Genomic DNA, 21,906 nt, shown 5'->3' on the forward strand with positions numbered 1-21,906 from the left:
ATCAACCCCCGAGGCTTGCTTCGGTATTCGGAACTTTGTTGGTGCTTTGGGCCGGCGCCGACGATGCGACGGGCTTGTTCTTGTCGACCGGGAACATGGTGTAGGACAGGGTGATGGTCTTCAAGTCCTTCAGTTCCGGCACGTTGACGATGTCGGGATCTACATAGAACACGACCGGCATGTCCAGCGATTCACCGGGCTTCAGCGTCGTGTCGGTGAAGCAGAAGCACTCCACCTTGTTGAAGTAGGGACCGGCCAGTTCAGGCTGCACGTTGAAGGTGGCGCGGCCGGCGAAGGGGCGGTCGAACTTGTTGGTGGTGCTGAAATGCGCCTGCACCGTCTCGCCGATCTTGATGGTGACCGAGCGGGCGACCGGCTGGAACTCCCAAGGAACCCCGGCGGTGTTGGCGTCGAAGCGGACGGTGATGTCGCGGTCGAGCACCCGGTCGGCATATTGCTGGGTGGCGCGCTTGACCGTGCCGCCATAGCCGGTGGCCTGGCAGAACATGGTGTAGAGCGGCACTGCGGCATAGGCCATGCCGATCATGCCGCCGAAGAAGGCGATGCAGACGCCGGCGACGACGCGGTTGGTGTTCTTCTTGGTGGGATCGGTGACCGTTTCGCGCGCCATGATCGACCTCACATCGTCCCGGAGAGATTGTGGCCGAACTTAACGATGGTGGCGATGTAGAAGATGATGACCAGCACCGCCAGCGCCACGCCGATGGCGACCGAGCGGCTGCGGCGCGCCTTCTGCTGGCGTTCGGTCAGCGTTACGAGCTCGAGGTTCTTGTCGGCCACGATCAAATCCCCCCCATGGCGAGCGCGCGCCCGACCACGCAGTCGGCGAGGTAGACGGCGAAGATGGCAAAGAGATAGAGCAACGAATAACCGAACAGCGCCTTGGCCGGCTTCATCTCCTTGTCGTCATCGGCCATGCCAAGCACTTTCCAGGCGTACCAGACGAAGCCGGCGCCAAGCACGGCGGCAACGGCGCCATAGGCTGCCGTGGTGAAACCAAGCGCCCAGGGCAGCACGCCAACCGGCGACAGGATGACCGAATAGGCGAAGATCTGGCGGCGGGTCGAGGCCTGCCCGGCGACGTTCGGCATCATCGGGATGCCGGCGCGCTGATAGTCCTCGGACTTGAACAGCGCGAGCGCCCAGAAATGCGGCGGCGTCCACAGGAAGATGATCAGGAACAGGATCAGGCTTTCCAGGCTGACATTGCCGGTCACCGCCGCCCAGCCGATGACCGGCGGGAAGGCGCCGGCCGCACCGCCGATGACGATGTTCTGCGGCGTCCAGCGCTTCAGCCACATCGTGTAGATGACTGCGTAGAAGACAATGGTGAAGGCAAGAAGCGACGCCGATAGCCAGTTGACCAGCACGCCCAGCGTCATCACCGACAGCACCGACAGCACCAGGCCGAAGCTCAGCGCCTCGCCGGGCGTGACGCGGCCAGCCGGAACCGGACGGCTCTTGGTCCTGGTCATCACCCGATCGATGTCGGCGTCGTACCACATGTTGAGCGCGCCGGAGGCGCCCGCTCCGATAGCGATCGACAGGATGGCGATCACCGCCAGCAGCGGATTGATGGTGACGGGCGCCGCAACCAGGCCGACAAAGGCGGTGAACACCACCAGCGACATGACGCGCGGCTTCAGGAGGGCGAAGAAATCACCCGCCGTCGCTTCCGACATGCGAAAGCCCGCTTCGTCAATCAATCTCTCGTCGACAAGGGCCATGCGTACTTAAAGTCCATTATTTCCGTTGGCCAAAACCGCCGGACGAGCCGGCGGTCTCGTATTCAAGCTAGGCTGCCGCCTACTTGATCTTCGGCAGCTGTTCCCACTGGTGGAACGGCGGCGGCGACGGCAGCTGCCATTCCAGCGTGGTCGCACCCTCGCCCCACGGATTGGCGCCGGCCACCCGCTTCTTCTGGAAGGCTTCGAACACGCCGTAGAGGAAGATCACGACGCCGACGGCCGAGATGTAGGAGCCGTAGGACGAGACCATGTTCCAGCCGGCGAAGGCATCCGGATAGTCGATGTAGCGGCGCGGCATGCCCGAAAGGCCGAGGAAGTGCTGCGGGAAGAAGATCAGGTTGACGCCGACGAAGGTGACCCAGAAATGGGTGTTGGCGATGACGGGCGAGTACATGTAGCCGGTCATCTTCGGGAACCAGTAGTACCAGCCGGCGAAGATGGCGAACACGGCGCCGAGCGACAGCACGTAGTGGAAGTGCGCGACGACGTAGTAGGTGTCGTGCAGCGGGCGGTCGAGGCCGGCATTGGCGAGCTGGACGCCAGTGACGCCGCCAAGGGTGAACAGGAAGATGAAGCCGATCGCCCACAGCATCGGGGTCTTGAGCGAGATCGACCCGCCCCACATCGTGGCGACCCAGGAGAAGATCTTCACGCCCGTCGGCACCGCGATGACCATGGTGGCGAAGACGAAGTAGCGCTGCGTGTCGAGCGACAGGCCGGTCGTGTACATGTGGTGCGCCCACACGATGAAGCCGACGGCGCCGATCGCGACCATGGCGTAGGCCATGCCGAGGTAGCCGAACACCGGCTTCTTCGAGAAGGTCGAGACGATGTGGCTGACGATGCCGAAGCCCGGCAGGATCAGGATGTAGACTTCCGGGTGACCGAAGAACCAGAACAGGTGCTGGAACAAGATCGGGTCACCGCCGCCATCCGGCGTGAAGAAGGTGGTGCCGAAATTGCGGTCGGTGAGCAGCATGGTGATGCCGCCGGCCAGGACCGGCAGCGACAACAGCAGCAGGAAGGCGGTGATCAGCACCGACCAGGCAAACAGCGGCATCTTGTGCAGCGTCATGCCCGGCGCGCGCATGTTGAAGATGGTGGTGATGAAGTTGATGGCGCCGAGGATCGACGAGGCGCCGGCGATGTGCAGCGACAGGATCGCCAGGTCCATGGCAGGCCCAGGCTGGCCGGATGTCGACAGCGGCGGATAGATCGTCCAGCCGCCCCCGACACCGAAGGCGCCCGGCGCGCTCGGCACGAACATCGAGGTGAGCAGCAGGATCAGGGCCGGCGGCAGCAGCCAGAAGGAGATGTTGTTCATACGCGGGAAGGCCATGTCCGGCGCGCCGATCATGATCGGCACCATCCAGTTGGCGAAGCCGCCGATCAGCGCCGGCATGACCATGAAGAAGATCATGATCAGCGCATGCGCGGTGGTGAAGGCATTGTACATGCTCTTGCCGCCGTCGATGGCGGCGTCACCGCTCATGCCGTAGACCATCTGCGCCAGACCGGTGAAGATCTGGATGCCCGGCTCCTGCAGCTCCATGCGCATGACAACCGAGAGCGCGCCGCCGATGATGCCCGCGCAAATCGCGAAGATCAGATAGAGCGTGCCGATGTCCTTGTGGTTGGTCGAATAGACCCAGCGGACCCAGCCATGATAGGGCTTGTGGTCGTGATCGTCGTGAGCTGCAGCCTCTGCCATGTTCCGCTCCGTTCCCTGATCTTTCCTGGCCGCGGCATCAGTTGCCGGCGGCCGCTACCTTGTCTTGAGCATCGACCTCGGCCATCAGCGCCTTGTTGGCGCCGGGCAGGTCGGTCCTGGCTGCGGCCAGCCAGGTGTTGTACTGCGCGTCGGAGACGACGCGGATGGCGATCGGCATGAAGGCGTGGTCCTTGCCGCACAGTTCCGAGCACTGGCCGTAGTAGAGGCCTTCCTTCTCGGCCTTGAACCAGATCTCGTTGATGCGGCCGGGCACGGCGTCGGTCTTGACGCCGAAGGACGGCATGGCGAAAGCGTGGATCACGTCGGTCGCCGTCACCAGGACGCGGGTCATGGTGTTGACCGGCACGACCATCTCATTGTCGACGGCCAGCAGGCGCGGATAAAGCTTGCGGTCTTCCTTGCCGGCGGCTGCGCGGTCAGCGTCCTGGAGGATCGCGGAGTTGAAGGTGAGCGTCTTGTCGACCTGGTACTCGTAGTCCCAGTTCCACTGGTTTGCGGTCGCCTTCAGGGTCAGCTTGGCTTCTTCCGGCGGCGTGTATTGCGCGGTCAGCAGCTGGAAAGAGGGGATGGCAAGGCAAAGCAGGATGACGACCGGCCCGACCGTCCAGATCACCTCAATCAGCGTGTTGTGGCTGGTGCGCGAGGGCACCGGATTGACGCTGGCGCGGAACTTCACGATGCAATAGGCGAGCAAAAACAGCACGAACAGCGTGATCGGCACGATGAACCACAGCGTGTAGTGCTCGAACCAGGTGACCTGCCGCATGATGTCGGTGGCGGCGGGCTGGAAGGTCATCTCCCACGGCTGCGGCTGGGCCGCATGGGCGGATGCGCCGGCAAAGACTGCGGCGGCGGCAGCGGCGCTTGCTAGGAATTTTCTCATCGCCCTCATCATCTCCCATTTCCTCGCGGCCGTGCGCGCAAGAATATCGAATAGCGCCGGGACGGGAATCCCGGACAGTCCCAAGGGTGGTTCAAACCATACTCTAATTGCCTCCGCAAGAAAGGAGCGGAGGAAACCGTGCGGCATTTTTGCGCGCAAGTGCAGCCGCGCCTTGAAGAGGGCAAAGCGGCCTCTGCCGATCACCGCCGCGTGATCGGCGACGAACACCCCGGAGCCGTCCGCCGGACGGTCGCAATTCGGGCGAAATTGGCTTGGAAAAGCGCTTGATTGCCCATATCCGGGCGGGCCGGCCCCGGTCCCGTCCTTTACTTGGCAGTCGCGCGGCTTCAAAGTGCCGTGATTCGCAATGGAGCCGTCATGAGACCCTGGCTTTCGAGAACCTTGGCGAAGGTCATCTTTCTCGCCGCCGTGCTTGGCGCCGGCCTGTCCGGAACTGGCGCGTCGAATGCTGCCCAGGCCAATGCCGCGCAGCAACCGAGCGGCACGGTGCGCTCGACGCATGGCGCGTGGTCGATCATCTGCGACACGCCGGCCGGCGCGACCTCCGAGCAATGCGTGATGATGCAGAACGTCGTCGCCGAGGACCGTCCGGAGATGGGGCTGTCGGTGGTCGTGCTGCGCACCGCCGACAACAAGGCCGAGATCCTGCGCGTGCTGGCGCCGCTCGGCGTTCTCCTGCCCAACGGGCTTGGCCTCAACGTCGACGGCAAGGACATCGGGCGGGCCTATTTCGTGCGCTGCTTCCAGGACGGCTGCTATGCCGAGGTGATCCTCGAAAAGCCGCTGCTCGACACGCTGAAGACCGGCACCTCGGCCACCTTCATCGTCTTCCAGACGCCGGAAGAAGGCATCGGCATTCCCGTCGACCTCAAGGGTTTCGCCGACGGTTTTGCCGCCCTCCCCTGATCCTAGCCGGCAAGGCTGCGACGACGGCGGCGGCCTGACACCGCCGTGATCGGCGCTGTTGCCGATTGTCTCGGCGCGCCTTCGCCCCTACATCGGGGGAAACGACCAATCCTCCTGCGGACGGACCTGCCATGAACAGCCTGATCGGCCAATTCGACATTTCCGACGATCGCATCAAGAAGATCGTCACCGAGACCATCAGCGGCGCCGACGACGGCGAGCTTTTCCTCGAATACAGCGAGAGCGAGGCGCTGATGTTCGACAATGGCCGGCTGAAGACCGCCAACTTCAACACCGACCAGGGTTTCGGACTGCGCGCGGTGGCCGGCGAGGCCAGCGGCTATGCGCATTCGAGCGATCTTTCCGAAGCCTCGCTGCTGCGCGCGGCCGACGCCGTCTCGGCGGTCAAGGGCGGCTATTCTGGCACGCTTGCCGCGCCGCCCGCCCGCACCAACCGCCATCTCTATGGCGAGGAAAACCCGATTCCCTCGCCTTCTTTCGAGGCCAAGGCGAAGCTGCTGCAGGAGATCGACGCCTGGCTGCGCGCCGAGGATCCGCGCGTGCGCCAGGTGACGGCCTCGCTGGCGGCTTCCTGGCAGCATGTCGAGATCGTGCGCGCCGACGGCCAAATGGTGCGCGACATCCGCCCGATGGTCAGGATCAACGTCTCGGTCGTGGTCGGCAGCGGCGACCGCCAGGAAAGCGGCTCCTACGGCATGGGCGGCCGCAAGAGCTTTGGCGAATTCCTGGTCGAGGAGAGCTGGAAGCACGCGGCCAAGGAGGCGCTGAGGCAGGCGCTGGTCAATCTCGAGGCCGTGCCGGCGCCGGCCGGCACATTCGACATAGTGCTCTCCAGCGGCTGGCCTGGCGTCATGCTGCACGAAGCCGTCGGCCACGGACTGGAGGGCGACTTCAACCGCAAGAAGACCTCGGCCTTCGCCGGGCTGATGGGCCAGCAGGTTGCGGCCAAGGGCGTCACCGTCGTCGATGACGGCACGCTACCCGAACGGCGCGGCTCGCTGACCGTCGACGACGAGGGCACGCCCTCGGCGCGCAACGTGCTGATCGAGGACGGCAAGCTGGTCGGCTACATGCAGGATCGCCAGAACGCGCGGCTGATGGGCATGAAGGCGACCGGCAACGGAAGGCGCGAAGGCTATGCGCACCAGCCGATGCCGCGCATGACCAACACCTACATGACCGCCGGCGACATGCAGCCGGAAGAGATCATCGCCTCGGTCAAGAACGGCATCTATGCCGTCTCCTTCGGCGGTGGCCAGGTCGACATCACGTCGGGCAAATTCGTGTTCGGCTGCACCGAGGCCTACATGATCGAGGACGGCAAGGTGACGCAGCCGATCAAGGGCGCGATGCTGATCGGCAACGGGCCGGACGCCATGCACCGCGTCACCATGGTCGGCAACGACATGAAGCTCGACAACGGCATCGGCATGTGCGGCAAGGCCGGACAGGGCGTGCCGGTGGGCGTCGGCCAGCCGCACCTGAGGATGAACCAGATGACGGTCGGCGGCACCAGGGTTTGAGCGATTACCGCCTTCGCTTCGGCTTCTCCAGCAGTGCGACGGCCTCGACATGCGGCGACCACAGGAACTGGTCGATCGGAGCGACACTTTTCAGCGCGTAACCGCCATCGATCAGGATGCGCAGATCCCGCGCTAGCGTCACCGGGTTGCAGGACACTGCGGCCACCAGCGGCACGTCCGAGCGGGCGATCTGCTTCGACTGGTCCTCGGCTCCGGCGCGCGGCGGATCGAAGACCAGGCCGTCGAAGGCGTTCAATTCCTTGAACGTCAGCGGCCGCCGGAACAGGTCGCGGCGCTCGCTGGTCACCCGCTTCAGTCCGTTGGCAAAACGGAAGGCGCGGTCGAGCGCTGCAAGGGCCGGCGCGTCGCCTTCGACGGCATGAACCTCCGACTTCGCCGCAAGCCGCAGCGCGAAGCTGCCGCAGCCGGCGAACAGGTCGGCGACCTTTTTTGCGCGCGACAGGTGCTGGCCGACCAGCTCGGCCATGGTCCGCTCGGCGGCTTCGGTCGCCTGCATGAAAGCGCCGGGCGGCACGGCTACGGCGACCGATCCAAACTGCACCACAGGCTTCTTCGGCTCGACGACGATCTCACCATCGACCGATAGTCTGGCCAACCCCTCGGCGGTGACGAAATTCGACGCGATGCGGCGCTGATGATCGCCGAGCTTGCCTCCGTCCTGGACCGCGACATCCAGACCGGATGCGGTCACGGTGACGGTCATGTGGAAGGCTTTCGAAGTGGCGCAGACCAGGTCGGCCAACGCCCGCAGGCGACCCAGCGCGGCAACGATCGCCGGCAGCGAGATCGGGCATTCCTCGATCGGAATGATCTCCGAGGAAAGCGCGCGCACGAAGCCAAGCAGCATGCCGGCCTCGGTGCGCCGGGCGCTGAAGACGACGCGGCGACGGGTCTCGGGCGCGCATGGCACCAGCGCGGCGACATCGAAAGCGATGCCCTTGGCCTTCAATGCCTGCATAACCTTGTCGCGCTTCCACTGGCGGTAGGCTTCAGCCTCGAAATGCTGCAGCGCGCAGCCGCCGCATTCGGTGAAATCCCGGCAGGCCGGATCGATCCTGAGCGGCGATGCCTCCAGCACCGACATCAGCGTGGCGCGGTGCTTTTCGCGGGCGGCGGTGACCGTCTCGCCCGGCAGCGTGAAGGGAATAAAGACCTCGCCGCCGTCGGCCTCGGCGATGCCGTCGCCCTGCGAGCCAAGCCTGGCGATGGTGAAACGCGCGCTCACTTTTCATCCTTGATGGCGGCGAGCAGGAATTCGCGGTTGCCGTCGCCGCCCTCGATCGGCGAAGGGTGCCGCCCCAGCACGCGCCAGCCGGGAATGCCGCCAAGCCAGTCGCCGAGCAGGCCGGCGATGCGTTCGGCGTCGGCCTGATCCCTGAGCAGGCCGCCCTTGCCGATCGCCTCGCGGCCGGCCTCGAATTGCGGCTTGACCAGAAGCAGCGCCCTGGCGCCATCTCCGGCGAGGGCAAGCGCCGGCGGCAGCGCCAGCTTCAGCGAGATGAAGCTGACATCGCAGACGATGAAATCGGGGACAACGCCGCCCAGGTCGGCGGACGAGAGATCGCGGGCATTGAGGCCCTCGATGACTGTCACGCGCGGATCGCCTGAGATCTCCGGATGCATCTGGCCGTGGCCGACATCGATCGCGGTGACGTGCGCGGCGCCGCGCTCGAGCAGCACCTGGGTGAAGCCGCCGGTCGAGGCGCCGATATCGAGCGCTTCGCTGCCGGTGGGATCGAGGCCGAACCGGTCAAGGCCGGCGATCAGCTTCAGCGCCGCGCGCGAGACATAGGCCTGCCCCGGATCGTCGATGGCGAGGTGGCAATGGGCCTGGACGCTCAGGCCGGGCTTGCGGGCGATGGTGCCGTCAACCGTCACTGTGCCGCGCTCGACGGCGTCGCGGGCGCGCGAGCGGCTGGCGAACAGGCCGCGCTGGACGAGCAGTTCGTCGAGCCTGAGGCGCGCGCTGGCTGGCAAAGTGGAGTTCATCGGCCTTCCTTGGCGAAAGCCGGTCGCGAAGGCAAGAAGGGGATTAGAAGATGGTCCGCGAAACCGGCCGTTCGACGGCGGGCGCCAGACCGTCATTCCTGTCGCCGGAAGCTTGCCGGCGCTGCGGCTCGACCGGCACCGCCGCCGCGGTCTCGGGCAGCACGACGAGCTGCGGAACCTGCTTGTAGGAGAAGCCGCCGCGGATGTCGCCGATCTTGCCGGCGACTATGTCCATCGCCGCTTTTTCGAGATTGCGGTCGTAGCGCGTCTCGGCGTTCGCCGGTCCAGCGGCGAGCGCCAAAAAGGCGATGCCGCACAGAAACCTGTTCATTGTCGTTGCCCCTATCCCTCGGCAGGCTTCTAGCAGGCCGCCGTTGAGAAACGGCCAAGAGACAGGGTAAGCAAAGCGCCAAATGGTAGCGTAAATAATCGATTACGACAGCAAGCCGGCAAAGCGATTCAGGATGCTGATATCTTGAGTCAGGCGCTTCTGGCGCTGGCCGCGTGGCCGAGGGCGGCGAACACCGTGCGCACGATGCCGCCTGCGTCCAGGCCCGCATCGGCATACATCTTCTCGGGCTTGGCGTGATCGGTGAATGCGTCGGGCAGCACGAGCGGGCGCACCTTGAGGCCGCCTTCCAGAAGGCCTTGATGGGCGAGGAACTGCAGCACCTGGCTGGCAAAGCCGCCGACCGCGCCCTCTTCCACCGTCACCAGCACTTCATGCGAGCGGGCGAGCCGGCGCACGAGATCCTCGTCCAGCGGCTTGGCGAAGCGGGCGTCGGCGACGGTGGCGGAAAGCCCGGCGGCGCCGAGTTCCTCGGCAGCGATCAGGCAATCCTGCAGGCGGGTGCCGAAGGAAAGCAGCGCCACCTTGGTGCCTTCCTTGAGAATGCGGCCCTTGCCGATGTCGAGCACCGAGCCGCGCTCCGGCATGTCGACGCCGACGCCGTTGCCGCGCGGGTAGCGGAAAGCGATCGGACCCTCGTCATAGTGAGCGGCGGTGCGCACCATATGGCGAAGTTCCGCCTCGTCGGCGGCGGCCATGACGACGAAGCCCGGCAGCGAGGCGAGGAAGGTGGTGTCGAAGGCGCCGCAATGGGTGGCGCCGTCGGCGCCGACGAAGCCGGCGCGGTCGATCGGGAAGCGCACCGGCAGCTTCTGGATCGCCACATCGTGGACGACCTGGTCGTAGGCGCGCTGCAGGAAGGTCGAATAGATGGCGCAGAAAGGCTTGTAGCCTTCCGTGGCGAGGCCGGCGGCGAAGGTCACGGCATGCTGCTCGGCGATGCCGACATCGAAGGTCCGGGCCGGGAAGGCCTCGCCGAAGAGATCGAGGCCTGTGCCGCTCGGCATGGCGGCGGTGATGGCGACGATGCGGTCGTCCTCGCGCGCCTCCTGGACCAGGCTTTCGGCGAACACCTTGGTGTAGCTCGGCGCGTTGGCAGGCGCCTTGGCCTGCGCGCCGGTGATCACGTCGAACTTATTGACGCCGTGATATTTGTCGGCGGCGGCTTCGGCCGGTGCGTAGCCCTTGCCCTTCTGGGTCACGACATGGATCAGCACCGGGCCGTCACCATTGTCGCGGACGTTCTTCAGCACCGGGATCAGGTGCTCGAGATTGTGCCCGTCGATCGGGCCGATGTGATAGAAGCCGAGCTCCTCGAACAGCGTGCCGCCGGTGACGTAGCCGCGCGCATGCTCGACGGCTCGTGTGATGGCGCGATCGGCGCGCTTGCCGAGATAGGAGGTCAGCTTCTTGCCGAAATCACGCAGGCCGAGATAGGCCTTGCCGGAGGCGAGCCGCGCCAGATAGGCGCTCATCGCCCCGGTCGGCGGCGCGATAGACATGTCGTTGTCGTTGAGGATGACGATCAGCCGGGCATCTAGCGCGCCGGCATTGTTCATCGCCTCATAGGCCATGCCGGCCGACATGGCGCCGTCGCCGATGACGGCAATGACGTTGTTGCGGCCGCCGGAGAGGTCGCGGCCCATCGCCATGCCGAGGCCGGCGGAGATCGAGGTCGAGGAATGGGCGGCGCCGAACGGGTCGTATTCGCTCTCGGCACGCCGGGTGAAGCCGGAAAGGCCGCCCTCCTGCCGCAGGGTGCGGATGCGGTCGCGCCGGCCGGTCAGGATCTTGTGCGGATAGGCCTGGTGGCCGACATCCCAGATCAGCCGGTCGTCCGGGGTGTTGAAGACATAGTGGAGCGCAACGGTCAGTTCGACCACGCCGAGCCCCGCGCCAAGATGGCCGCCGGTGTGCGAGACGGCGTCGATCAGCTCGGCGCGCAACTCCGAGGCGAGTTGCGGCAGCTCGCTTTCGTCAAGCGTCCTCAGATCCGCGGGGATGCGGACCTTGTCGAGGAGCGGCGTATCGGGCTTTGCGTTCACGGCTAAGGGCCTGGTCAAACCTGACGTTCATGCACGTTGATCATGGGCGAAATATGCCGCCGCCCGGCGAATGTAAATGCGTGTCAATGACGCGGATGCTTCTGGCGTTAATTGTCCGGTAATGGAATGAACTCTTCCTCGTCTCCAGGAACGATATCGAAGCGGCCGGTCTTCCATTCCTCTTTCGCCTGTTCGATGCGTTCCTTCGACGACGAAACGAAGTTCCACCAGATGTAGCGCCTGGAGCCGAGCGAGGCGCCGCCGAAGAGCATGAAATGGGCGCCGCGCTCGGACGAAACGACGATTTCGTCGCCCGGTTTGAACACCAGCAGCCGCTCGGCCGGGAAACGGTCGCCTGCAATCGAGACCTCGCCTTCCAGCGTGTAGATGGCGCGCTCCTCGGCATCGGGCGGGATCTTGACGCTGGCGCCGGGCGCCAGCCTCAGGTCGGCATAAAGGGTGTCCGAGGCGGTCGAAACCGGTGAGCGCAGACCGGAAAAAGCGCCGATGATGACGCGGCCGCGGATGCCCTCGGCATCGATCTCGGGCAAGCGGATCACCGCCGTGTTCTCGAATACCGGAGCAATTTCCTCCTTGCCGTCCGGCAGCGCCAGCCAGGTCTGCAGGCCGGAGATCGACATCGGCGCGCCGCGCAGTTCCTCCGGCGTGCGCTCGGAATGGACGATGCCGCGGCCGGCGGTCATCAGGTTCACATCGCCCGGCGCGATCACCATTTCGGTGCCGAGCGAATCGCGATGCCTGATCTTGCCGTCGAAAAGGTAGGTCACCGTCGACAGGCCGATATGGGGATGCGGGCGCACATCGAGCGCGTGGCCGGCGCGCAGGATGGCCGGGCCCATGCGATCGAAGAAGATGAACGGGCCGACCAGACGACGCTTCGCGGTGGGCAGCGCGCGGCGAACCTCGAAGCCACCAATGTCCTTGGCGTTAGGTACGACCATCAGCTCGATCTGGTCGCAGGCGAACGCATCGCCAGGCTCAGGATCGTTTCCCGGAAAGAAGCTCATCTCGACCTCAGGCGAAACGAAGGGCGGACCTGGCCTTCGCCTTGGCCGCCTCTTCCTCGCGATTGCGCGGCTCCTGGTTGGTCTCGAGCGAGTCGATCAATTCACGCGCGATGGCGGCGATCGCCTCGACGGCGTGATGGAAGGCGTGCTCATTGCGCTTTGAGGGTTTGGTCGATCCGCTCAGCTTGCGCACGAACTGAAGTGCCGCGTCATGCACTTCGTCATTGGTTGCCGGCGGTTCGAAATTGGCCAGGGTCTTGATGTTGCGGCACATAGCTTAAACTCCTTACCTGCTGCCCGATCCACCGCCTGCGCGGACTGTGCACTACCGCAAGCGCAGGAAAGCCGCCATTTGCAGGCCGGCTGAATATCAATACACCTTACTCGGCGTCGAGCGGCTCCGTGCCAACCGGCTTGCCGTCGCGCGAGAGCCTGATCTTCTCGACCTTGTCCTCTGCCGCCTTCAGCAACCGGTCGCAATGGACTTTCAGCGCCTCGCCGCGCTCATAGATCTTGATCGACTGGTCGAGCGGCACGTCACCGCGCTCAAGATCGTCGACGATCTTCTCCAGCGCGTCGAGCGCCTGCTCGAAGCTCATCGCCTTGACGTCCTCGTTAGCTTCACCAGCCATAATTCATCCCTTCATCAGCCGCCCGACATGGGCGGCGACCGAAAATGCCAGTCCCTGCAGATCGTAGCCACCCTCGAGCAGGCTGACGAGCCGATTGCCGCTGTGGCGCGCGGCGCGCTCCATCAGTTGGCCCGTCGCCCAGTCGAAATCCTCCTCGGTCAGGTTGATCTCGGCCAGCGGGTCGCGATGGTGCGCGTCGAATCCGGCGGAAATGATGATCAGGTCGGGTGCGAAATTGTCGATCGACGGCAGCACGCGCGACAGGAAGGCGTCACGGAACGTCTCGCTGCCGGTGCGCGGCGCCAGCGGCGCGTTGACAATGTTGCCGGCGCCGGTCTCGCCCTTGGCGCCGGTGCCGGGATAAAGCGGCATCTGGTGAGTCGAGCAATAGAGCACCGAAGGGTCGTCCCAGAAGATGTCCTGCGTGCCGTTGCCGTGATGGACGTCCCAGTCGACGATGGCGACGCGCTCGGCCTGGTGCCTCTTCTGCGCGTAGCGAGCGGCGATCGCCGCGGTGTTGAACAGGCAAAAGCCCATGGCCGTGGTCTTCTCGGCATGGTGGCCGGGCGGCCGGGCGGCGACGAAGACATTGGCGGCGCGGCCGTCGAAAACGTCGTCGACGGCGGCATTGGCGGCGCCGATCGCCGTCACCGCCGCCTGCCAGCTCTTCGGGCTGGCGCTGGTGTCGGCATCGATCGAAGCGATGCCGGTTTCCGGAATGGCGGCGCGCACGCGTGCGACGTGATTCTCGGGATGCGCATAGAGGATGGTCGCCTCGTCGCCTTCCGGCGCCTTGACCCGGTCGAGCGCCGAAAATGCCTCGTCGTCCAGCACGCGCTCGATGGCGCGCAGGCGATCGGGCCGCTCGGGGTGGCCGGGCGAGGTCAGGTGTTCGAGGAAGACCGGGTGGGTGTAAAGCCTGGTGACCATGCCCCGATATAGGCGCGCAAGACCGGTTTGGCCATGTTTTCGCGCCGCCAAAGAGGAACGTTCAACAGGGATTAGGCTGGTTTCCCGGCTATTGGGGTGCCGGCTGCGTCCAGCGCGAGCCGCCGAACGAGGCCAGCGCCTTGTCCTTGAGTTCGCGGAATTTCGAGGAGGCTTCCGCCAGCCGGCGGTCCCAGTCCGGATTGGGCGCCTGGCCCTCGATGGTGGCGAAATAGACCTGCATCAGCGAGGCGATGGCGAAGGGCTCGATGAAGGCGGCCTTGAAGGCCCAGGCAAAGACGATGGCCAGGACGAAGGCCCAGCCGGCAAGCTGGCCTGGCATGACCCAGAGGATGGCGCCGGCCGGCGCCAGCATCAACAGGAAGATGACGAAGGACACGCCCCACATGATCACCGCCAGCCAGACCGCGTTCTTGACCATGGTCTTGCCGTTCTGCGCATAGAGCACGACGCCTTGCCGGGCGGTCTCGAAGGGCGAGGTGGAATTGATGCGGATGTTGTAGCCGAGGATGATCTCGTCGACATAGGTCAGCGACATGCGGATCACCGTGTTGATGAAGCTGACAAGGCCGTTGAGACCGGGAATGGGCAGGAAGGCGGCGATGCCGCCGATGAGGCCGGTGATGGCGCGGATGGCGCCCTTGACCAACTGGTCGATCACGAACAGCACATTGGCCTCGGCGAAACGCTCGGTCACCACGGCCCTGGCATAGGAGATCTGATTCTGGCCGTCGGGAACGTCCTGGCCGTCGATCAGATGGACCATGACGGCGATATGCCCGGCCTTGAGGACGTAGAGGATGTATTCGCGGATCCAGTAGACGGCTACGGAGACGATGCCGAAGCCGACCACGCCACCCCATAGCGCGAAGGAGAGCGGCCCGTCGGGGTCGGTGGAGATGTGGCCGACACCATAACCGACGCTGGCCCCGGTCCCGGTCGCCATGATGTAGGCCAGCGTGATGCCGAAATAGACAACCATGCGAAAGACGATGAAAGGCCATGTCCTGATCATGATGGACACCGACCGGCCGATGCTGAAGTCCCACATGGCCCGACTCTCCCGCCTCAGAGATGGTTGAGGAGGATGCGCTCGCCCCGGCGATTGTCAATCTTGGCGACGCCGCGCCGGCCTAAAACCGGTGCACAAACCGCGCGTCATGGTTAGCTGACCGTGTGCTCAGGGCTGCTTGCGCAGCCCCTCGAGCAGTTGCTTGAACGCAGCCACCGCCTTTTTCGACGTCGCTTCCGGATCCTGCGAATTGGCGATCCGCTGCGCAGCCTGGCTGCTCGCGCCGTTGATCAGCCGCGCCGTGGTCTCGGGATCGAGGTCGGCCACGACCACCCCCTCCTCCTGCAGCCTGGTCAGGTGATCGGTCATCGACGCCGTGCATGCGCTGGCGTTCGGCCACTGCGCGGGATCACCCAGCACCGCCGGCGCATCGCGGAACATGATGCGCTGGATCTCCGGCTCCAGCGCCAGCTCGATGTAAGTGGTGCATTCGTCGACGAAATGCTGCCAGCGGGTCGGCGCCCTCGCCGCCACCTCGTTCACCCGGGCAGCCATCTCGCCGTCGATCTCGGCGATGACCGCCTGCAGCAATCCCCTCTTGTCGCCGAAGTGGTGATAGAGCGCGCCGCGCGTCAGCCCGGCCGAGGCGGTGAAATCATCCATCGAGGCGTCCGCATAGCCGATGGTGCCGAAAGCGTGGCGGGCGGCCGCGATCAGCTTGGCGCGCGTCTCGGCGATCATCTCCTTGCGAGGTCGGTGCATGCGGTCTGGCCCAACTCACATACGCCTCGTATGCCAATTGACATACGCGGCGTATGATCTATCTGATTTCATACGCAACGTATGTAATTGCCGATCCGTCCCTTGTCGAGGAGCCAGAGCATGCAAAATCCCTATTCGGAAATATTTCGAGCCCCCGGCACCAAGGGTTTCGCGGCGGCTGGCTTCGTTGCCAGGCTGCCGATCGCCATGGCGCCGATCGGGATCGTCGCCATGCTGTCGCAGACGCATGGCGAATACTGGCTGGCCGGCGCCGTTTCGGCGAGTTTCGCGCTGGTGAACGCGTTTATTGCGCCGCAAATATCGCGGCTCGTGGATCGCCTCGGTCAGACGCGCATCGTCGTGCCGACGACGGTGATCGCCGTGCTCGCCTTCGCAGTGCTGATCGCGGCGGCCAACCAGGACTGGCCGATATGGACGCTGTTCGCCTCGGCGCTGCTTGCCGCTGCCATGCCCAGCATACCTGCGATGGTGCGCGCCCGCTGGACGGAGATCTTCCGTGACCGCCCGGAGCTGAATACCGCTTTCGCCTTCGAGTCTGCAGCGGATGAACTGGTCTATATCGCCGGCGCATCGCTGTCGGTCGGGTTGAGCACCGCGCTGTTCCCGGAAGCGGGCATGCTTGCCAGCACTCTCTTCCTCGCATTCGGCTCGGCGGCCTTCATCCTGCAGCGCGCGACCGAACCCAACGTGCGGCCACAGGAACATGGTTCACGCGGCTCGGCGATCCGCCTGCGGCCGGTTCAGGTCATAACGTTCGCCCTGATCTTCATCGGCGCCACTTTCGCCACCACGGAAGTCAGCACCGTGGCGATCACCAAGGAGCTCGGCCAACCGGAAGCGGCAAGCCTCGTCATCGGCGTCTACGCACTCGGCTCGTTCGTGCTCGGCATCATCATCGGCGCGCTCAACCTGAAAGCGCCGCTGCAACGCCAGCTGGCTGTCGCCGTCGCCGTCATCGCGCTCACCACGCTGCCGCTGCTGGCCGCCGGCACGGTACCGCTGCTGGCGCTTGCCGTGTTCGTCAGCGGCCTGGCGATCTCGCCGACCTTCATCACCGCCTTCGGCCTGATCGAGCGGCGCGTGCCCGAAGCGATGCTGACCGAGGGCATCACCTGGGTGACGACCGGAATCGGTATCGGCATGGCGCTCGGCTCCTTCGCCGCCGGCGCGGTGGTGGACGCGTTCGGCGCCCAGAACGGCTTTCTTGTGTCGGTGGCGGCGGGCGCGATCGCGCTGGCGACGGTTCTTATCGGCCAGCGCAGCCTGGCCGGTCCGGATTGCGATCTTGCCGGATGTGAGGCGGAGGCGGTTCCCGCGGAGTGATGTCGTGCGCGTCCGGTCCTGCAAGGGGCCTGGCGCCTTAGAGGATCTCGGTCTTGGCGATATGGATGCCGAAACCTTCGAGGCCGACATAGTGGCGCTCGCGCGAGGCGATCAGGTTGATCGACGAAATGCCCAAATCTTTCAGGATCTGCGCGCCGAGGCCAATTTCGCGCCATTCGCTTTCGCGCCGGCGGGCTTCCTCATGATCCTCGCGCTCGCCGCTCACCGGCCGCTTGCGCTCCTGATGGGCGACGCCGACCGAACCCTCGCGCAGATAGACGATGACGCCGCGCTTGCGCTCGCCCATCGCCTTCATGATGGCGTCGAGCCGGTGGCTGGTGCCGAACACGTCGGTGACGACATCCTCCGAATGCAGGCGCACCGGCACCTCCTCGCCGTCGCGGATATCGCCGAAGACGATCGCGACGTGATGCATTGAATCCCAGGGCAGCGTGTAGGTGAAGACCTGCGCCTTGCCGCCAAGTGTGTCGATGTCGGAACAGGCGACGCGCTCGACCAGCGTTTCCTTGCGCTGCCGGTAGGCGATGAGATCGGCGACCGAGACCTGTTTCAGGCCATGCTGCTCGGCAAAGGCCTGAACCTCCGGCCCGCGCTTGACGGTGCCGTCGTCGTTGACCAGTTCGGAAATGACGCCGATCGGCGGCAGGCCGGCAAACTTGCAGAGGTCGACGGCCGCTTCGGTATGGCCGGAGCGCATCAGCACCCCGCCCTCGCGGGCGACCAGCGGGAAGATATGTCCGGGACGGACGAAATCGGAGGCGCCGACATTGCCGTTGGCAAGGTTGCGCACGGTGAGCGTGCGATCGTCGGCGGAGATGCCGGTCGTGGTGCCGTGCTTGAAATCGACGCTGACGGTGAAGGCGGTGGTGTGGGCGGAATCGTTGTCGGCCACCATCGGCGCAAGGTTGAGGCGCTTTGCCTCCTCGCGCGGCATCGGCGTGCAGACGATGCCGGAGGTATTGCGGACGATGAAGGCCATCTTCTCCGGCGTGCAGTGGACGGCGGCGACGATCAGGTCGCCCTCGTTCTCGCGCCCGTCATCGTCCATCACGACGACGATCTCGCCGCGCTCGAAGGCGCGGATGGCTTCGACGATCTTCTTCTGGTCGTATGGCATGGAAATGCTCGCTTCGCTCGCCAGGGAGTAGGGGATAGGGCAGTAAGGGAGTATGGAAAAGGAAAATGTTTGGCGTGGCGAAACGCGACGTAACATATTCCCCTATTGCCTTACTCCCCTATTCCCTTCCCCGTCTGTCCTCTGTGCCGCAGATAGTGATCGGCGATGGCGCAGGCAACCATGGCCTCGCCGATCGGCACGGCGCGGATGCCGACGCAGGGGTCGTGGCGGCCCTTGGTCATCACCTCGACGTCGTTGCCGTCCTTGTCGATCGATTTGCGCGGGGTCAGGATCGACGATGTCGGCTTGACGGCGAAACGGGCGACGATCGCCTGCCCGGTCGAGATGCCGCCCAGGATGCCGCCGGCGTGGTTGGACAAAAACACCGGCTTGCCGTCATTGCCCATGCGCATCTCGTCGGCATTCTGTTCGCCGGTGATGCGGGCTGCCTCGAAACCGTTGCCGATCTCGACCCCCTTGACGGCATTGATCGACATCAGGCCGGACGCGATGTCCTGGTCGAGCTTGGCATATATCGGCGCGCCGAGGCCGGCCGGCACGCCTTCGGCGGCGATCTCGATGATGGCGCCGACCGACGAGCCCGCCTTGCGGATGGCGTCGAGATATTGGGTGAAGACGGGGACCGATGCCGGGTCCGGCGTGAAGAACGGATTGTCGGCATCGCCGATGAAGTTCCAGTTCCAATTGGCGCGATCGATGGATTTCTCGCCCATCGAGACCAGCGCGCCGCGCACCACCATGCCGGGCACTACCTTGCGGGCCAAGGCGCCTGCCGCCACTCTAGCTGCCGTCTCGCGGGCCGAGGAACGGCCGCCGCCGCGGTAGTCGCGCAGGCCGTATTTGACCTCATAGGTGTAGTCGGCATGGCCCGGCCGGTACTGGCGGGCGATCTCGCCATAATCCTTGGAACGCTGGTCGACATTCTCGATCAGCATCGACACCGGCGTGCCGGTGGTGATCATCGTCTCGCCGTCCTCGTCGAGGATGAAGCCGGAGAGTATCTTGACCTCGTCCGGCTCGCGGCGCTGCGTCACGAAACGCGACTGGCCGGGGCGACGCTTGTCGAGTTCGGTCTGGATGTCCTCACGCTTGAAACGGATGCCGGGCGGGCAGCCGTCGACGACGCAGCCGAGCGCCGGCCCATGGCTCTCACCCCATGTGGTGACGCGGAACAGGTGGCCGAAAGTGTTGTGAGACATGGAAAACGCCCTGCCCGGCGGCGGAGCCGGAAGTCCAAAGTGGTGCGGCGTCCCTTGCGCGTCAAAAAACACGCGCAGCGCTGCACGCTGCCTTCTATTGGCGTTTTGCAAAGCGGTCAAACTGTGTGTGCGGGGAGACCTGCGCTGCCACGAACGGCCAGGGCTGCTGCCCCACCCTGCCGCAATGATCAAGAGCACGCCGCGCGAGTGGCTGCCACTCATTTCTCGTGAAAGGAACCGTCGTTGGAACTCGCGATCGCACCTTGAGCGAAATAGGTCGTGACGAAGCCAGTTTTACTTTTGACACATTCGCTTGGTTTCTGCTTTCTTCCATCCGCCGTTGAGGACCCGCCGCTAGCCATGCCGGCGCAATGATAATGAGGACGACGATGCGTACCCTGATTGGCGCTGTTGCCGCCATGCTGATGATTTCCACCGCCGCCGCGTTCGCCGGCCAGACCGAGGGCCTGATCAAGAAGGTCGACAAGGACACGCTGACGCTGACGCTGGACGACGGCAAGTCCTACAAGCTCAACGCCGAAACCGATCTCGACGCGCTGCAGCCGGGCATGGACATCGTCATCGCCTTTGACGTGACCAATGGCGAGAATGTGGTCACCGACATGCAGCTGCCGGATAGCGACGCCAACTAAATCTAAGATGAGGCCGGCCTGATCTGAATTCGACAGGCTGCAGCCTTCACAGCCACTCCAGGCTCCGCCCTTGCAGCCGGAGCAGGCGGTCCTGAGGGATTTCCAGGCCCGCCGCCTCCTGTTTTGACACGCCCATGACGAAGCGGAAAAGGCAGCGCATCACGCCGCCATGGGTGACGCAGACCGTCTGCCGGTCGAGCGCGTCGAACCATGGCTTGATCCGCTCGAGCAGCATCTCATAGCTTTCCGCGCCCTCTCCGGGCGGCTGGAAATCCCATTTGGCCGAGCGGCGCCCGCGGGTCGATCCCGGAAGCCGGGCTTCGAGCTCACGAAACGTAAAACCCTGCCAGTCGCCGAAGCTCAATTCCACCAGACGCGGTTCTGTCCGGTAAGCGAGCGGGTCGAGCCCCATTGCCGCCCGCAGCAGTTCCATCGTTTCGCACGTGCGCCGCATCGGGCTGGCGACAAAGTCGAAATCCTCACCCTTGCCGATCATCGCGGCCAAGCGCCGGCCATTGCCAGTCGCCTGCTGGCGTCCAAGTGCATTGATGTCGGTATCGGCCTGACCCTGCAGGCGACGCTCGGTGTTCCATTGCGTCTGGCCGTGGCGCACGAGATAGACGAGCGGATACATCAGGTCTTCCGGAGGTCGGGCCAGGGTCTGGGCGGAGGGCCGGCGGAGAGAACTATTCCTTGACGGTCGAGATGTCGGGCGCGTCGACCGCCTTCATGCCGACGACGTGGTAGCCAGAATCGACGTGATGGACCTCGCCGGTAACGCCGCGCGACAGATCCGACAGGAAATAGACGCCGGAATCGCCGACCTCTTCCTGGGTGACCGTCTGCTTCAGCGGCGCGTTGTACTCGTTCCACTTCAGGATGTAGCGGAAGTCGCCGATGCCGGAGGCGGCAAGCGTCTTGATCGGGCCGGCGGAGATGGCGTTGACGCGGATCTTCTTGGCGCCGAGATCGACGGCGAGATAACGCACGCTCGCTTCCAGCGCCGCCTTTGCCACACCCATGACGTTGTAGTGCGGCATCACCTTTTCGGCGCCGTAATAGGTCAGCGTCAACAGCGAGCCGCCATCGGTCATCAGCGGCTCGGCGCGCTTGGCGATGGTGGTGAAAGAGAACACCGAGATGTCCATGGTGCGCAGGAAATTGTCGCGCGTCGTCTCGACATAACGGCCGGTCAATTCGTCCTTGTCGGAAAACGCGATGGCGTGGACGAGGAAGTCGAGCTTGCCCCAATGTTTGGCGATGTCTGCGAAGACGGCATCAAGGCTTGCCGGGTCGGTGACGTCGCAATGACCGGCGACATGGGCGTTGAGCTCCGCCGCCAGCGGCTCGACGCGCTTCTTGAAGGCTTCGCCCTGATAGGTCAGCGCGATCTCGGCGCCATGATCGACGCACGCCTTGGCGATGCCGAAGGCGATCGACCGATTGTTCGCAACGCCGAGGATCAGCCCGCGCTTGCCGGCCATCAGGCCCTGTCCACCCGCCATGTGAGCGTTCTCCGCAAGAATGTCTGCTTTGTGGAGAGCCTATCGCACAGGCACAGAGCCCCTTCAAGCGCTCAAAGCGGACTGTCCGGGGGAGAAAACTCCAAAGCTCAGCCCTTTTGGCGACGCATCAGCGCTTCCAGCTCGCTGTCGCCGCCCTCGGGCAGCATCAGCCTGACATGGACATAGAGATCGCCATGGCCGCCGGTTTTCTCCGGCAAACCCCTGCCTTTCAGCCGCAGCACCTTGTCGGAGCTCGACCATGCCGGGACATTGACCGCGAGGCGGCCGGTTGGTGTCTCGACCGCCACCTTGGCGCCCAGCACCGCGTCGGCCAGCGCCACCGGCAGATCGGCATGCAGGTCGCGACCCTCGACACGGTAGCGCGGATGGCGGCGGATATGGATC

The 21,906-nt window shown here is 64.8% G+C and carries 24 protein-coding genes; 4 read left to right on the forward strand and 20 right to left on the reverse strand.

All coding sequences use genetic code 11. The features are described 5' to 3' along the window. Nucleotide 1: 1 nt before the first annotated feature. From EN738_RS03685 to coxB, 5 genes are all read right to left on the reverse strand, one after another. Nucleotides 2–631 (reverse strand): cytochrome c oxidase assembly protein, encoded by a 630-nt coding sequence (locus tag EN738_RS03685; protein ID WP_127282506.1) that lies wholly within the window; start codon nt 629–631, stop codon nt 2–4. A gap of 8 nt (nt 632–639) precedes the next feature. Continuing rightward, nucleotides 640–801: a hypothetical protein gene (locus tag EN738_RS03690; RefSeq protein WP_127282507.1), complete on the reverse strand. Its 162-nt coding sequence runs from the start codon at nt 799–801 to the stop codon at nt 640–642. A gap of 2 nt (nt 802–803) precedes the next feature. Beyond that, on the reverse strand, nt 804–1,748 hold the full coding sequence (locus EN738_RS03695; protein WP_127282508.1) for a heme o synthase: 945 nt from the start codon (nt 1,746–1,748) through the stop codon (nt 804–806). Nucleotides 1,749–1,827: 79 nt separating this feature from the next. Further along, the gene (gene ctaD / locus EN738_RS03700) at nt 1,828–3,480 is read right to left on the reverse strand and encodes a cytochrome c oxidase subunit I (protein ID WP_127282509.1); all 1,653 of its coding nucleotides are present in this window, start codon (nt 3,478–3,480) and stop codon (nt 1,828–1,830) included. Between the two features lie 37 nt (nt 3,481–3,517). Further along, nucleotides 3,518–4,384, reverse strand: a complete 867-nt coding sequence (gene coxB / locus EN738_RS03705) for a cytochrome c oxidase subunit II (RefSeq protein WP_187331211.1) — start codon at nt 4,382–4,384, stop codon at nt 3,518–3,520. A gap of 378 nt (nt 4,385–4,762) precedes the next feature. On the opposite strand from coxB, the gene EN738_RS03710 reads away from it, so the two are divergent. Beyond that, complete coding sequence (locus tag EN738_RS03710; RefSeq protein ID WP_127282511.1) at nt 4,763–5,311, forward strand: invasion associated locus B family protein; 549 nt, start codon at nt 4,763–4,765, stop codon at nt 5,309–5,311. A gap of 131 nt (nt 5,312–5,442) precedes the next feature. After that, nucleotides 5,443–6,855, forward strand: coding sequence for a metalloprotease TldD (gene tldD, locus EN738_RS03715; protein WP_127282512.1), 1,413 nt, complete (start codon nt 5,443–5,445; stop codon nt 6,853–6,855). A gap of 4 nt (nt 6,856–6,859) precedes the next feature. On the opposite strand, the gene EN738_RS03720 is transcribed toward tldD, so the two are convergent. From EN738_RS03720 to EN738_RS03765, 10 genes are all read right to left on the reverse strand, one after another. After that, nucleotides 6,860–8,101, reverse strand: a complete 1,242-nt coding sequence (locus tag EN738_RS03720) for a class I SAM-dependent RNA methyltransferase (RefSeq protein WP_127282513.1) — start codon at nt 8,099–8,101, stop codon at nt 6,860–6,862. Then, complete coding sequence (locus tag EN738_RS03725) at nt 8,098–8,865, reverse strand: TlyA family RNA methyltransferase (protein ID WP_127282514.1); 768 nt, start codon at nt 8,863–8,865, stop codon at nt 8,098–8,100. Before EN738_RS03725 ends, EN738_RS03720 begins: the two co-directional genes overlap by 4 nt. A 43-nt stretch (nt 8,866–8,908) precedes the next feature. Beyond that, nucleotides 8,909–9,196 (reverse strand): hypothetical protein, encoded by a 288-nt coding sequence (locus tag EN738_RS03730; RefSeq protein ID WP_127282515.1) that lies wholly within the window; start codon nt 9,194–9,196, stop codon nt 8,909–8,911. Between the two features lie 149 nt (nt 9,197–9,345). After that, entirely contained in the window at nt 9,346–11,259 is a 1,914-nt protein-coding gene (dxs, locus tag EN738_RS03735) for a 1-deoxy-D-xylulose-5-phosphate synthase (protein ID WP_127282516.1), read from the reverse strand. A gap of 107 nt (nt 11,260–11,366) precedes the next feature. Continuing rightward, nucleotides 11,367–12,287 (reverse strand): pirin family protein, encoded by a 921-nt coding sequence (locus tag EN738_RS03740; protein ID WP_127282517.1) that lies wholly within the window; start codon nt 12,285–12,287, stop codon nt 11,367–11,369. A gap of 7 nt (nt 12,288–12,294) precedes the next feature. Then, a complete protein-coding gene (locus EN738_RS03745) occupies nt 12,295–12,561 on the reverse strand; it encodes a DUF2277 domain-containing protein (protein WP_127282518.1) in 267 nt (88 codons plus the stop codon). A 106-nt stretch (nt 12,562–12,667) separates the two neighbouring features. Further along, entirely contained in the window at nt 12,668–12,919 is a 252-nt protein-coding gene (locus EN738_RS03750; RefSeq protein ID WP_127282519.1) for an exodeoxyribonuclease VII small subunit, read from the reverse strand. 3 nt (nt 12,920–12,922) lie between these two features. Next, complete coding sequence (locus EN738_RS03755) at nt 12,923–13,849, reverse strand: histone deacetylase family protein (RefSeq protein ID WP_127282520.1); 927 nt, start codon at nt 13,847–13,849, stop codon at nt 12,923–12,925. An 88-nt stretch (nt 13,850–13,937) separates the two neighbouring features. Continuing rightward, nucleotides 13,938–14,918, reverse strand: coding sequence for a hypothetical protein (locus EN738_RS03760; protein ID WP_127282521.1), 981 nt, complete (start codon nt 14,916–14,918; stop codon nt 13,938–13,940). A 129-nt stretch (nt 14,919–15,047) separates the two neighbouring features. Further along, nucleotides 15,048–15,641 carry a TetR/AcrR family transcriptional regulator gene (locus EN738_RS03765; RefSeq protein WP_126055934.1) on the reverse strand — a complete coding sequence of 198 codons (594 nt, stop codon included), beginning with the start codon at nt 15,639–15,641 and terminating at the stop codon, nt 15,048–15,050. 120 nt (nt 15,642–15,761) lie between these two features. On the opposite strand from EN738_RS03765, the gene EN738_RS03770 reads away from it, so the two are divergent. Beyond that, nucleotides 15,762–16,985: an MFS transporter gene (locus EN738_RS03770; RefSeq protein WP_127282522.1), complete on the forward strand. Its 1,224-nt coding sequence runs from the start codon at nt 15,762–15,764 to the stop codon at nt 16,983–16,985. Between the two features lie 37 nt (nt 16,986–17,022). Here the strand turns inward: EN738_RS03770 and ribB are convergent, their stop codons facing one another. Further along, nucleotides 17,023–18,123 carry a 3,4-dihydroxy-2-butanone-4-phosphate synthase gene (gene ribB / locus EN738_RS03775; RefSeq protein WP_127282523.1) on the reverse strand — a complete coding sequence of 367 codons (1,101 nt, stop codon included), beginning with the start codon at nt 18,121–18,123 and terminating at the stop codon, nt 17,023–17,025. A 110-nt stretch (nt 18,124–18,233) separates the two neighbouring features. Continuing rightward, nucleotides 18,234–19,343 carry a chorismate synthase gene (gene aroC / locus EN738_RS03780; protein WP_127282524.1) on the reverse strand — a complete coding sequence of 370 codons (1,110 nt, stop codon included), beginning with the start codon at nt 19,341–19,343 and terminating at the stop codon, nt 18,234–18,236. Between the two features lie 389 nt (nt 19,344–19,732). Here aroC and EN738_RS03785 point away from each other — a divergent pair, with 389 nt between their 5' ends. Further along, on the forward strand, nt 19,733–19,996 hold the full coding sequence (locus EN738_RS03785) for a DUF1344 domain-containing protein (RefSeq protein ID WP_127282525.1): 264 nt from the start codon (nt 19,733–19,735) through the stop codon (nt 19,994–19,996). Between the two features lie 46 nt (nt 19,997–20,042). Here EN738_RS03785 and EN738_RS03790 read toward each other — a convergent pair whose 3' ends face one another. The 3 genes from EN738_RS03790 to EN738_RS03800 form a co-directional block, all read right to left on the reverse strand. Next, on the reverse strand, nt 20,043–20,630 hold the full coding sequence (locus EN738_RS03790) for a histidine phosphatase family protein (protein ID WP_127282526.1): 588 nt from the start codon (nt 20,628–20,630) through the stop codon (nt 20,043–20,045). Between the two features lie 52 nt (nt 20,631–20,682). Further along, the gene (fabI, locus tag EN738_RS03795; RefSeq protein ID WP_127282527.1) at nt 20,683–21,501 is read right to left on the reverse strand and encodes an enoyl-ACP reductase FabI; all 819 of its coding nucleotides are present in this window, start codon (nt 21,499–21,501) and stop codon (nt 20,683–20,685) included. 107 nt (nt 21,502–21,608) lie between these two features. After that, nucleotides 21,609–21,906: DnaJ C-terminal domain-containing protein (locus EN738_RS03800; protein WP_281034303.1), on the reverse strand; the 298-nt coding region annotated here is incomplete at its 5' end.

The organism is Mesorhizobium sp. M4B.F.Ca.ET.017.02.2.1 (assembly GCF_003998955.1).
Taxonomy (GTDB): domain Bacteria; phylum Pseudomonadota; class Alphaproteobacteria; order Rhizobiales; family Rhizobiaceae; genus Mesorhizobium; species Mesorhizobium abyssinicae.